13 protein-coding genes are annotated in these 11,923 nt (G+C 62.9%); 3 read left to right on the plus strand and 10 right to left on the minus strand.

What is annotated here, in order from left to right; all coding sequences use genetic code 11:
• Nucleotides 1-8 precede the first annotated feature (8 nt).
• Genes trbJ through AC3ITW_RS19215 form a run of 7 tightly spaced genes read right to left on the minus strand, consistent with a single transcriptional unit; the run spans nucleotide 9 to nucleotide 7,397 of the window.
• Entirely contained in the window at nucleotides 9-752 is a 744-nt protein-coding gene (gene trbJ, locus AC3ITW_RS19185; RefSeq protein WP_006378800.1) for a P-type conjugative transfer protein TrbJ, read from the minus strand.
• Nucleotides 749-3,199: a conjugal transfer protein TrbE gene (gene trbE, locus AC3ITW_RS19190; protein ID WP_006378801.1), complete on the minus strand. Its 2,451-nt coding sequence runs from the start codon at nucleotides 3,197-3,199 to the stop codon at nucleotides 749-751. The genes trbJ and trbE overlap by 4 nt, the downstream gene beginning before the upstream one ends.
• A gap of 12 nt (nucleotides 3,200-3,211) precedes the next feature.
• Nucleotides 3,212-3,481: a VirB3 family type IV secretion system protein gene (locus AC3ITW_RS19195; RefSeq protein ID WP_006378802.1), complete on the minus strand. Its 270-nt coding sequence runs from the start codon at nucleotides 3,479-3,481 to the stop codon at nucleotides 3,212-3,214.
• Nucleotides 3,478-3,864, minus strand: a complete 387-nt coding sequence (locus AC3ITW_RS19200; protein WP_006378803.1) for a TrbC/VirB2 family type IV secretion system protein — start codon at nucleotides 3,862-3,864, stop codon at nucleotides 3,478-3,480. Before AC3ITW_RS19200 ends, AC3ITW_RS19195 begins: the two co-directional genes overlap by 4 nt.
• Nucleotides 3,851-4,930 (minus strand): P-type conjugative transfer ATPase TrbB, encoded by a 1,080-nt coding sequence (gene trbB, locus AC3ITW_RS19205; RefSeq protein WP_022652184.1) that lies wholly within the window; start codon nucleotides 4,928-4,930, stop codon nucleotides 3,851-3,853. Before trbB ends, AC3ITW_RS19200 begins: the two co-directional genes overlap by 14 nt.
• The gene (locus AC3ITW_RS19210; protein WP_006378865.1) at nucleotides 4,927-5,403 is read right to left on the minus strand and encodes a CopG family transcriptional regulator; all 477 of its coding nucleotides are present in this window, start codon (nucleotides 5,401-5,403) and stop codon (nucleotides 4,927-4,929) included. The genes trbB and AC3ITW_RS19210 overlap by 4 nt, the downstream gene beginning before the upstream one ends.
• Nucleotides 5,400-7,397 carry a conjugal transfer protein TraG gene (locus AC3ITW_RS19215; RefSeq protein WP_016487822.1) on the minus strand — a complete coding sequence of 666 codons (1,998 nt, stop codon included), beginning with the start codon at nucleotides 7,395-7,397 and terminating at the stop codon, nucleotides 5,400-5,402. The genes AC3ITW_RS19210 and AC3ITW_RS19215 overlap by 4 nt, the downstream gene beginning before the upstream one ends.
• Before the next feature lie 306 nt (nucleotides 7,398-7,703).
• Between AC3ITW_RS19215 and AC3ITW_RS19220 the strand changes: the two genes are divergently transcribed.
• The 3 genes from AC3ITW_RS19220 (at nucleotide 7,704) to AC3ITW_RS19230 (ending at nucleotide 9,971) form a co-directional block, all read left to right on the plus strand.
• On the plus strand, nucleotides 7,704-8,609 hold the full coding sequence (locus AC3ITW_RS19220) for a LysR family transcriptional regulator (RefSeq protein WP_006378991.1): 906 nt from the start codon (nucleotides 7,704-7,706) through the stop codon (nucleotides 8,607-8,609).
• A gap of 280 nt (nucleotides 8,610-8,889) precedes the next feature.
• Nucleotides 8,890-9,420 carry an SRPBCC family protein gene (locus AC3ITW_RS19225; RefSeq protein WP_016487823.1) on the plus strand — a complete coding sequence of 177 codons (531 nt, stop codon included), beginning with the start codon at nucleotides 8,890-8,892 and terminating at the stop codon, nucleotides 9,418-9,420.
• A gap of 44 nt (nucleotides 9,421-9,464) precedes the next feature.
• Entirely contained in the window at nucleotides 9,465-9,971 is a 507-nt protein-coding gene (locus AC3ITW_RS19230; RefSeq protein ID WP_006378996.1) for a type 1 glutamine amidotransferase family protein, read from the plus strand.
• Between the two features lie 335 nt (nucleotides 9,972-10,306).
• Here the strand turns inward: AC3ITW_RS19230 and AC3ITW_RS19235 are convergent, their stop codons facing one another.
• Genes AC3ITW_RS19235 through AC3ITW_RS19245 form a run of 3 tightly spaced genes read right to left on the minus strand, consistent with a single transcriptional unit; the run spans nucleotide 10,307 to nucleotide 11,884 of the window.
• Entirely contained in the window at nucleotides 10,307-10,624 is a 318-nt protein-coding gene (locus tag AC3ITW_RS19235) for a DMT family transporter (RefSeq protein ID WP_000539741.1), read from the minus strand.
• A 58-nt stretch (nucleotides 10,625-10,682) separates the two neighbouring features.
• Nucleotides 10,683-10,946, minus strand: coding sequence for an EexN family lipoprotein (locus AC3ITW_RS19240; RefSeq protein WP_016487824.1), 264 nt, complete (start codon nucleotides 10,944-10,946; stop codon nucleotides 10,683-10,685).
• Between the two features lie 32 nt (nucleotides 10,947-10,978).
• Nucleotides 10,979-11,884 carry a LysR family transcriptional regulator gene (locus AC3ITW_RS19245; protein ID WP_489389840.1) on the minus strand — a complete coding sequence of 302 codons (906 nt, stop codon included), beginning with the start codon at nucleotides 11,882-11,884 and terminating at the stop codon, nucleotides 10,979-10,981.
• Nucleotides 11,885-11,923 lie beyond the last annotated feature (39 nt).

The raw sequence follows: 11,923 nt of genomic DNA on the forward strand, positions 1-11,923 counted from the left end.
GCCTCCGGTCAGTTGTTGTAGAAGTTGACGGACTGCGGCGTGTACGGCGTGCCGGTGCCGAGGAAGCGCCGCCGCACTTCGCGGGCGCGCTCCATAGCCGCCGCTTGCCGCGCCAGTTCCAGCGAAGCGGCCCGGTCTTGCGTGATCTGGAGCTGCTGCGCCTGGATCGACTGCTTGGCCTGCAAAGCCAGGAGCTGGTTCGTCGCCTGCATCGCTTGCAGCGCGCCGGTGGCCGACTGGCTCTGGCTCACGAGGTCGGCCAGCGCGCTTTCGTCTTGGGCGAGGTTCTGCGACACCTGCGCCTGCATCCGCATCGCGGTGTGCAGGCCGTTCAAGGTGTTCTGCCAGCGTTCGCGGGCATCCTGTGCCATGCGGTCGCCGCTGATGGTGGAGGCGTACTGTTCCGGGTACAGGCGGGCGAACGTGGCATCCATGCTCTGCACGTCGTAGGCCAAGCCGCGCGCCTCGGCGATCAGGCGCTCGGTGGTGGCGAGCGTCGAGCGCAGGCGGTTGACGATGTTGAAGTCGAGATTTGCCAGGTTCCTGGCCTGGTTCATCAACATCTGCGCCTCGTTCTGGAGCTGGTTGATCTGGTTGTTGATCTGTTCCAGCGTGCGCACGGCGGTCAGCGTGTTCTGCACGAAGTTGGACGGGTCGAACACCGTCAGCGCGGATGCGGGCTGCACGGCCAACAGCGATACCGACAGCACAGCAGCGAGTGAGACAGAGAGCAAACGGGGCTTGGTCATCATGGCGAAACCTCCAGCGGTTGAGAAGCGAGAAAGGAAGCTGCCGCCGGAGCGGACGGCAGCAGGTCGGCGGCCCAGCCGAGGCCGCGATGGCGCAGCCACGCGCCGGCGAAGCCGGGAGCGCCGGCCTGCGTCAGCACGCGGTCAATGTCGCGTTGGTCTTGAGGGGTGGATGCGCTCGCGAATGCGAGCGCGACAGGCCCCAGGTCGAGGTCGAACAGGCGATTGCCGAGGCGCGACTGGTAGTAGTAATCGCGCTTGGGCTGGGCGGTCGCCACGATCTCAATCTGGCGGCTGCTCAAGCCGAAGCCTTCGTAGATCGTGCGAATCTGCGGCTCGGTGGCCTGCGGGTTAGGTAAGAAGATCCTGCTCGCGCAGCTTTCGATGATGGCTGGCGCGATGGTCGAGTCCTTGATGTCGGCCAGCGACTGCGTGGCGAAGATGACGCTGACGTTCTTTTTTCTGAGCGTCTTGAGCCATTGCCGGATGCGGGCCGCGAAGGACGGCTCATTGAGGAACAGCCACGCTTCATCGAGGATCAACAGCGTGGGCGCGCCGTCGAAACGTTCGTCGAAGCGGGCGAACAGGTAGCGCAGCACCGCTTGCACGGCGGCCGGGCTGTGCATCAGTTCTTCCATCTCGAAGCCCTGCACGTCGGCCATGCCCAGCCGGTCGTGGTCAGCGTCCAGCAGCTTGCCGTGTGCGCCGCCCAGCACATAGGGCGCGAGCGCTTGGCGCAGCGCGTTAAACTGCAATAACACCGACAAGCCGGTCATGGTGCGCTGCTCCACCGGCGCACCGGCAAGGCTTCTCAGCGCCGACCAGATGGCAGCCTTCTCGTCCGGGCCGACCGTCACGCCTTCGTGCAGCAGCCGGCCCTCCACCCATTCGGCGGCCCAGGTGCGGTAGCCCTCGTGGGCAATTCGCGCGAGTGGCTGGAAGGCGATGCCGCCATCGGCGCCGAGGTCATAGTGCTCACCGCCAAGGCCGAAGATGGTGGCGCGCATCGAGCGGCCCATGTCGAAGGCGAAGATCCGCGAGCCGAAGTAGCGCCGGAACTGCATGGCCAAGATGGCGAGCAGCACCGACTTGCCCATGCCGGTCGGCCCGGCGACAAGGGTGTGCCCCACGTCGCCGATGTGCGTCACCAGCCGGAACGGCGTCGCGCCATCGGTGCGGGTGACGATCAGCGGCGGGCCATCGAGGTGTTCGTTCTTCTCCGGCCCAGCCCATACCGCTGACATCGGCATCATGTGCGCCAGGTTCAGCGTCGAAACGATGGGCTGACGCACGTTCGCGTATGCGTTGCCGGGGACGGACGACAGCCAGGCATCGACTGCGTTGAGGGTTTCGGGGATGGTCACGAAACCCCGGCCCTGGATGACGCGCTCCACCATGCGCAGCTTCTCGTCGGCCACGGCCGGGTCGGCGTCGAGCACCGTCACCGTGGCGGTGAGGTAGCCGAAGGCGACTTGATCGCTGCCCAGCTCCTGCAAGGCGGCATCGGCGTCGGCGGCCTTGTTGCTGGCATCGGTATCGACCAGCGGGCTTTCCTGCTGAAAGATCGTTTCGCGCAGCAGCGCGATGACGTTCTTGCGCTTGGCGAACCATTGGCGCCGCAAGCGCCCCAATTCCCGTTCCGCCTCGGCTTTGTCCAGGCACAGGAAGCGCGTACTCCAGCGATACGCAAAGCCCAGGCGGTTGAGGTCGTCCAAGATCCCCGGCCAGGTCGAGGTCGGGAAGCCTCGTACCGACACCACGCGCAGGTGCTGATCGCCCAGCATGGGCGCCAGGCCGCCGACCAGCGCGGCATCGGCAAGCAGTGCGTCGATATGGAACGGCACGTCGGGCACGCCGACGCGATAGCGCCGGGTGGAGACTGTGGCATGCAGGTAGGTCAGCGTCTGGCTATCGTCCAGCCAGGCAATCTCCGGCATCACACCATCGAGCAGGTCGAACACGCGATCGGTCTCTGCCACGAAGGAATCAAGCCGACCACGCCAGTCCACACCCTCAGTGGGCCGGTTCTCGTACAGCATCCCAGCCGCACGGGCGCGAGACTCTTGCGGCGGTAGGTGTTGCAACGTGAAGTGATAGACGCTCTCGAAATGGCCATCCGACTCCTCGAACGCCGCGCGTCGCTCCTCATCCACCAGCCAGGACAGTGGTTCGGGAAAGGAGGATTGCGGATAGCTCGATGCCCGCATCCGCTCGGCCTCGATATAGAAGGCCCAGCCAGACCCGGTACGGCGAAGCGCGTTGTTCTGCCGCGCCGACGTGGCAATCAGCTCGCCCTGTGTCGCACTGTCCAAGTCGGGGCCGCGAAACTGGAACGTGCGTTGAAACGAACCATCTTTGTTCAGCACAACGCCCGGCGCGACCAGCCCGGCCCAGGGCAGCCAGTCGGCAAGCAAGGCCGGGCGCTGACGATATTCGGCAAGGTTCAGCATGGCGTCCTCCCCTCACACGTCCAGAAGCGGGCGGTGTTTGATATGCCGCGCGAAGACCTGCATGAACTGCGGATCGACGCGCGCACCCCATACGGCCAGCGAGTGGCCGACGATCCAGAGCACCACGCCGGGAATCCACAGTTGCAGGCCCAGCCCGACGGCGGCGGCCAGCGTGCCGTTGGCAATTGCCACGGTGCGCGGCGCGCCGCCCAGCAGGATTGGCTCGGTCAGCGAGCGATGCAGCGGCACCTCGAAGCCTGGAAGGTCGCTGGCCGTACTCATACGACGGCCCCGCCGGAGAACGAGAAGAACGACAGGAAGAACGAGGAAGCGGCGAACGCGATGCTCAACCCGAACACGATCTGGATCAGCTTGCGAAAGCCGCCGCTGGTGTCGCCGAAGGCCAGCGCCAGGCCCGTGGCGATGATGATGATGACCGCGACGATGCGTGCCACCGGCCCCTGGATCGACTCCAGAATCGACTGCAAGGGCCCCTCCCACGGCATCGAGGAACCGGCGGCTTGCGCCGTTCCGGCCAGCAACAGCAGCAGCGCGGCCAGCAGCAGCCCCTGCCTCGCAGGGCGGGTGAGGCTGCGCAGCCGCGCCAGGCCGGACAGGCGAGGAAGCGGATTTACGGAAAAGCGGAAAGAATCAACGTGCGTCATGGCAGTTCTCCAAGTTGGTTGGGGGACGGGAATGTGCAGCGGCGTCGGCTGCGAGAGGAACCGGCGTCAGCTCGGGAAACGGCGTTTCCAGTGCGTCCGCCAGGCGATAGCCGGTGCCGTCGAAGCCGACGACACGGGCGATGGTTTCGACGTGGCGCTTGCGGCCGCGTCCGGCGATGTTGATGACGACGTTGACCGCCTCGGCGATCAGCGCCCGCGGCGGATTCACAGCGACTTCGAGAATCAACTGTTCGAGGCGCAGCAACGCGCCCAGCGCGGAGCCGGCATGGATGGTCGCAATGCCGCCGGGGTGGCCGGTGCCCCACACTTTGATGAGGTCGAGGGCTTCGCCGCCGCGCACCTCGCCGACGATCACGCGGTCAGGCCGCAGGCGCATCGTGGCCCGCACCAGCTCGGTCATGGTGACGACGCCGGCGCGGGTGCGCAGCGGCACATGGTCGCGGGCCGCGCATTGCAGCTCGATGGTGTCTTCGAGCACCAGCACGCGGTCGCCTGTGGCGGCGATCTCGGCCAGCAGCGCGTTCGCCAGCGTGGTCTTGCCGGTGCTGGTGCCGCCGGCGATTAGGATGTTCTGCCGCTCGCGCACGGCGCGGCGCAGGAACTCGGCCTGCCCGGCGGTCAGGATGCCGTCGGCCACGTAGCGATCCAGGCCGATGATGCTCACGGCCCGCTTGCGTAGCGCGAAGGCTGGCCCCGGGGCGGCCGGAGGCAGGATGCCCTCGAAACGCTCGCCGGTTTCCGGCAACTCGGCGGTCAAGAGCGGCTGGCCGCGATGCACCTCCGCGCCGACATGCGCGGCGACCAGGCGGATGATGCGTTCACCATCGGCCTCGGGCATCTCCACGCCCAGCGGCGAGCGACCCGACGACAGCCGATCCACCCACAGGGTGCGATCGGGGTTGAGCATGATTTCCACCACATCCGGGTCTTCGAGCGCAGCGGCGATCAGCGGCCCCATTGCAGTGCGCAGCATCTGGATGCGGCGATCCTGGGACGCTGCTGCGGATGAGCGAGGTTCGGGCTGGATCTGTGGAACGGCACTCATGACGCACGCTCCGCAGTTCGTTCATGGGCGGAGGCCATCGCTGCTGCGTCATCCATCTGCATCGGATCGGGGTGCAGTTCCTCCACCACGTCGCGCACCAGACTGCGGCCACGCAGAAGGTGGCGACCCAACTGTTCGACGAACTGCTCGAAGCGCACCTTGCCCTGGGCGCGTGCCGCATCCTGATGGGCTTCGGGCACCGGCGTGCTGACGGTCAGGAAGTAGCGGATGAACAGCGCCAGCGTTTCGATCTGGATGTTCTGGTCGCGCTCCAGGCGTTCGGTCTGCCGCGACAGTCGATCCAACCGCTTGGCAATGGCGGCCTCGCGCTGGTCGCCAGCATCGGGCGACAGCCAGGACGCCAAGGCCGCTGCGACGATGGACGACTTGGACACGCCTTTCTTGGCGGCCAGTTCGTCCAGGCGCTGGGCGTGCTCGGGCTGGATGAAAAGATTGAGGCGGTATTGGCTCATAGGTCGATTCCGTCGTTGGGGTCGAGGGAAGCCAGCCGGGCCGTGCGCTGCATGGCCGGGTCGAGCTGGCCGGGAAGCGGCAGCGCCAGGTCGTCGTCATCGAGCAGCGCCAGGTCGTTCGCATGTGCGTCCGGCTCGGGGTCGTAGGCGACGGTTTCGGAGAGTTCGGGCTGGCGGCGTGGGCCGCCGTCATCGGTGCCGCCCAGGCCATCGGCGGATGCCGAGGCCGGCGCCGCAGGTACGGCCGGGATCGCCAAGCCGCTCCAGTCGTCGGGGCGGGCTGGCGGCGCGTCGGCGTACCTCCCGGCTACGAGCGCGGGCGGTGGCAGGACGCGATTCTTGAAATTGGCGTCGGCGTAGTAGCGCAGCTTCTTCGCGCGGATCGGGGCGACGCTGGACACCATGACCACGGCGTCATCAGGTGGAAGCTGCATCACCTCGCCGGGCGTCAACAGCGGCCGTGCAGTTTCCTGACGCGACACCATCAGGTGCCCCAGCCACGGAGCGAGCCGGTGGCCGGCGTAGTTGCGCTGCGCGCGAAGCTCGGTGGCGGTGCCGAGGGTTTCTGAAATCCTTTTCGCCGTCCTTTCGTCGTTGGTGGCGAAAGTCACCCGGACATGGCAGTTGTCGAGGATGGAATGGTTCTGCCCATACGCCTTGTCGATCTGGTTCAGGCTTTGAGCGATGAGAAAGCTGCGGATGCCGTACCCGGCCATGAAGGCAAGCGCGGACTCGAAAAAATCGAGGCGGCCCAGCGCCGGAAACTCGTCCAGCATCAGCAGCAGCTTGTGCCGGCGCGCGATGCCATCGCTGCCGTCGAGCGATTCGGTCAGCCGCCGCCCGATCTGGTTCAAGATGAGCCGGATCAGCGGCTTGGTGCGGCTTATGTCGGAGGGCGGCACCACCAGATAGAGCGATACCGGGTGCTCGGCGGAAATCAGGTCGGCGATGCGCCAATCGCAGCGCGATGTGACTTCGGCCACGGTCGGGTCGCGGTACAGGCCGAGAAACGACATGGCGGTGGAGAGCACGCCCGATCGCTCGTTGTCCGACTTGTTAAGCACTTCGCGGGCAGCGGATGCGACAACCGGGTGAGGCGCATCGCCCAGGTGCTTCGTCGTCATCATCCGGTGCAGCGTCAGCTCGAACGGACACGCCGGGTCGCTGAGGAAGTTGGCGACGCCGCGCAGCGTCTTGTCCTCGCCTGCGTACAGCACATGCAGGATGGCGCCGACCAACAGCGCGTGACTGGTCTTTTCCCAATGGTTCCGGCGTTCGAGTGCGCCATCGGGATCGACAAGAATGTCGGCCACGTTCTGCACGTCGCGCACTTCGTGCGCGCCGCGCCTCACTTCCAGCAGCGGGTTGTAGGCTGCCGACTGCGCATCCGTGGGGTTGAACAGGAGGCAGTGGCTAAACCGCGAACGCCAGCCTGCGGTGAGCGTCCAGTTCTCGCCTTTGATGTCGTGAACGACGACGGATGCGGGCCAACTCAACAAGGTGGGAACGACCAGGCCCACACCCTTGCCCGAGCGCGTTGGTGCGAAGGTCAGGACGTGTTCCGGGCCTTCATGGCGGAGGTACTGGCCGCGATGCAGCCCGAGGAAAACCCCGTCGGGCTGGATCAGCCCAGCTTTGCGTATGTCTTCCGCATCGGCCCAGCGTGCCGAACCGTAGGTGGTGACAAGGCGCGCTTGCCGCGAGCGCCACACCGACATGGCGATGGCGACCACCACGGCCACCAGACCACTTCCACCCGCGATGGCCCCGCCGATATCGAAGACGTGCGGCGCGTAGGCATCAAAGAAGAACCACCACTCGAACAGCCGCCAAGGGTGATAGACCGGGGTTCCAAAGAAGTCGAACCATGGCGAGCCAAGGCGTAGTTGATAGCCCAGGGCGGCGGCTGTCCATTGCGTTGCACCCCACACGCCGGCGATCACGATGCCGAATACGGCGGCGATCTGCCCGAACAGTACGCCCTGAGCTTGCATTGACTGGCCTCCGATTTCCCTGCACTGATTCCTCGTTCAAAAGCGGCACAGGAACGTGCCGCATAGAGCGAGGATCGGTGCCGCGTGGGTGCCCGTCAAAGACCGTTTTGAGCACAACGGTCGAGGGAAAAGAAAGAATGAGCGGCGGGGCGAGTCGAAGACAAACGCCGCAAACTAAAGCACCCTATGGCGCATTTGGAGTTTCCAAGAGGTTGCCCAGAAAAAAATTCTCGCTGGGTCTCGCTCCCCTCATGAGCAGAATCTAGATATCATGGGAAAGAATTATTTATTGAAATCTGGATAAGAATGAAAGATATCAAGAGCATGGATCTCAACTTACTCAAGGCGCTGGACGTATTGTTGGACGAACGCAACGTGACACGGGCGGCAGCACGTCTTGGACTAACCCAACCGGCCTTGAGCGGCATGCTTGCGCGGCTGCGTGAAAGCTTCGGCGACCCGCTGTTCGCGCGTGCGCAGCGGGGCATCGTTCCGACGCAGCGGGCGCTAGACATAGGGATATCTGTCAAACAGGTGCTAGCGGAAATCGACGCGCTGCTCCAGCCACCTTCTTTCGACCCGGCCACCGCACAACTGACCTTCTCCATCGCCGCGACGGACTATGCGCTGCGTGCCATTGCTGTCCCATTTCTATCGGCACTCAAACAGCACGCACCGCGCGTTCGAGTCTCATTAGTGCCAGTCGAGAGCGGACTGCTACAGAACCAGCTTGAGCGCGGTCAAATCGATCTAGCCCTCCTGACGCCAGAGATCACTCCGCCAAATCTGCATGCCCGAGAGCTATTCAAGGAGCACTACGTGTGTGTCCTGCGGGAAGACCATCCAGCGGCTATGGGGCGCAAGCTGACAGTTAAGCAGTTCTGTGCTCTCGACCATGCGCTTGTTTCCTACGATGGTGGAGGTTTCCGCGGCGTCACCGACGATGCGCTAGAACAGTTGGGCAAACAACGAAGCGTCACACTGTCGGTCAAGAGCTTTCTGATCTTGCCAGACATCCTGCGTGCCAGTGACATGGTCGCGATCTTGCCGAGCCGCTTGGTCGCCGGTATGGACAAGCTGGCTATCTCCCTGCCGCCGATGAAGATACCGGGGTTCACCAAGACGGCTGCTTGGCACGAACGCACCCATCACGATCCAGCACATCGCTGGATACGAGCACTGCTGTTCACTTCCTGTGCTAACAACAAGTAGGCAAGATGGCTCTCATCGTCATGCTCAGCACAACTCTGCCTCGCACTACAAATATGCAATCAGCCGGCTCAATTGGAGACGGACCCTTTCGTAGCACCGCTGCGAGATAGCCTTGTCGGCGGATGGCAGAACCTAGACGCTGATATCAAATTATATGATTTCAAAAATAAAAAATTAGGATTTCACTTATTTCACAGGGAGGCTCATGATTGCTCTATGACCACTTGAATGACGCAGCCACCCCTGTTGCGTCATTGACATTTTGTGAAGGAGCTTCGATATGAGCAAGCAACAGAACGCCATCCTCTGGCCCGAAGGCTACACGCCGGGCTTTACTGAGAATTTCGCCTCTAATGAGATCATCGCCGCCGGCTTGAGCGCGGCCGACGTATGGCCGCTACTCGTCACACCATCGCTGTGGCCAAGCTACTACGCCAACTCGGCTAACGTGCGCTTTCATGGCGGCAAAGGCCCGGTACTGGCCGACGGCGATCGATTTTATTTCGAGACCTTCGGCTTCCCGGTAGAGGGGCAGTGCAACGAGTACGTGGCACCTGCGGATGGGCAACCCGGCCGCGTGGCCTGGCACGGCTGGTCCGGCGAGGAAGGCACAGATACGCGCCTGGATGTGCATCACGCCTGGCTGGTCGAGAACCTGGACGGCGGGCGCGTGCGCATCCTCACGCAGGAAACGCAGAAGGGCAAGCCGGCCGAGGAGCTGCACAACGCCAAACCCAACCCGATGATCAACGGCCATCAGGACTGGCTCGACAGCTTGGTCGAGACAGCGCGCAAAGCCAAGCAGGCGTAATGGTCGCTGGCCGCTTGATCCCAAGCGTCTGAACTGAGAAAACCATGATGGGAACTCCCCTCGAGATTCTGCTGGTTTTGACTTCGCAGGCAACGATGGGCGACGACCCGCGCCTGACCGGCGTGTGGTTCGAGGAACAGTCCACCCCGTACTACGCCTTGGTCGATGCAGGTGCCAATGTGGATATTGCGTCAATCGCCGGCGGCGAGATTCCGGTGGATCCTCATTCCATAGCGAGCGAAGGCATGAACCCGCCGAGCGTGGAATGCTTCCTCGATGACAAGGTGTCGATGGACAAGCTCGAAGGCTCGCTGAAGATCGACAGCATCGCCCCGGAAGGGGGTGCGGTGATGTTCCTGCCCGGCGGCCATGGCACCATGTGGGACTTACCCGGAGCGGGGCGCTCGTCAATCTGCTGTCGGGCGCTTGGGCTGACGGCAGGGTGGTCGCGGCGGCCTGCCACGGCCGAGCCGGACTGGTTAATGTCAAGGAAGCGAATGGCCAGCCGCTGGTTGCCGGCCGTCGCGTCAGCCCCTTTGCCAAACGCATGAGCCGCGAGACTGGGCTACCTGTGGCAGTGAGTTGGGGCATCGACGATCCGCGAATGGCCGAGCACGTGATCGCTGGCAGGTAGATGGGTTTGGTGATTCTTGGCCGCGCCATGCTAGCCAACCCACACTCTTTCTCCACCTTTGCAGGAGCTGAAGGTGGAGCACCCGGAATGGCTGCTCCACCGCCTTACGCGCACTGGCTCGAACTCTCCCGAGGCTGCGGCAAGCTCACCACATATAACGACTAGGAGGAGGTGACCGTGCGAGTTCCCAGAACCCGATCCAGTCTGTGTCGCAGGGTGTCCCAGTGACTACGCTATCAAAGGAGCTAGTACTCAACTCGATAACTTGAGCGTGATAACGCCCAGGATGATCAGCGCCACGCCAAGGTATCGCATCAGGGAGGTTGGGTCGCCATAGAAATGAATTCCGACTAAGAACGTTCCCGCCGCTCCGATACCCGTCCACACCGCATAAGCAGTCCCAATCGGTATCTGACGCTGAGCAAGCCATAGGAAGGCGCCGCTAATTGTCATGAAAGAGACGGCTACTGCGACCCCACTCCAACGCGATGTTGGCTCTTGCGCCATTTTCAGCCCGACCGGCCATCCGATTTCAAACAATCCAGCCAAAACAAGATAGATCCAGCCCATTGCAATTCTCCTTCAAGTTTTTCATATCCGGCATACATACTCCAGCGTGACCACCAGCTTAGAACTTCGGCGGCTCTTTAGGTGTGGTGTAGGGCACATCGCCATCTTCGTAAAAGCGCTTTCGCGTAGCCTCGGCAACCCGGTTACATAGTTGGTCGCCCAGCATAGGACGATCCAACTTGCATTGCTGGCGCAACTTTTTCAGCCGCTCAGGATTGAGCGCTAATTCATCGACCGTCGGAAGGTTGCCTTTATCTGGTTTCCCGGATGGGCTGCAGGCTGCCAGTGTCGAGGAAAGCAATATGAGAGCAATCTTCTTCATGGTTAAGTTTCCTTGGGAGATTGTGTGATGGTTTACCGCCGACTTTTGGCGTCTGGAGATTTGATCGAATGAACGCGTTCCATGAAGCGAGTCAGTATTTCTGACGGCTCGCTGGCCGGTCGTAGCAGATAGGTCGTGAGCATGGGCGAACCTCCAGTCAGCGGCCGTGCGACCACACCCTGTTCCCTGCTGGCAGTAATATGCGCACCTCCTGTGAGGCCTAGTGCAAGTCCCGCCGAAACCAGGACCATCATTAGATCGCTGGAAGTCACGCGTTCGGCAATTAGAGGCTCAATGTCCACGCGACGTAGCACCCGTTCAACTTGCCGAGCATGGCCCTCACACGCCACCGCGTCGCAGAGCACCAGCGGATACCGCAACAGCTCTTCCAGGGGAATCTGTTTGTGGGATAGCAAGGGGTGCCGTGCGGGCACAGCTACCATCAGAGGGTCACTCCACACCGGCACGGCGATGATGCCTTCGCCGACTTCATCCGATTGAGCGAAGCCGAGATCGTACAGTTCGCCACACAATCCCTTGATTTGCTGTGACAAAGGCACTTCGAAGAAGCGAACTTCCACTTCCGGCTCTTCCTGCCGGCAGAGCGCCAACAACGCAGGCAGGCGCGATGGCGTGATTCCATCAGACAATGCAAAACGTAGCTGGCAATGAAAGCCATTGGCTGCGGCGTTCACACTGTCGCGCGCCTGCTGCAAAGCTGCGAAGACACGGGGTACGCTCTCAAAGAAGAGTCTGCCTGCACGAGTCAAGCGGGTGCTCCGAGTGGTTCTCGCAAATAGCGCTACGCCCAACTCCTCTTCAAGCTCTTTGATGGCGCGCGACAGCGGCGATGTCTCGATGTGGAGGCGCTCTGCGGCTCGGGCAAAGTGCAGTTCCTCTGCCACCGCTAGAAAGTAGCGCAGATGCCGAATTTCCATGTTCGCATTCCTCCTCACTTAGGCCTCACCACCTTCGCC

The sequence above is a fragment of the Stenotrophomonas sp. KH_052 genome (assembly GCF_057838755.1).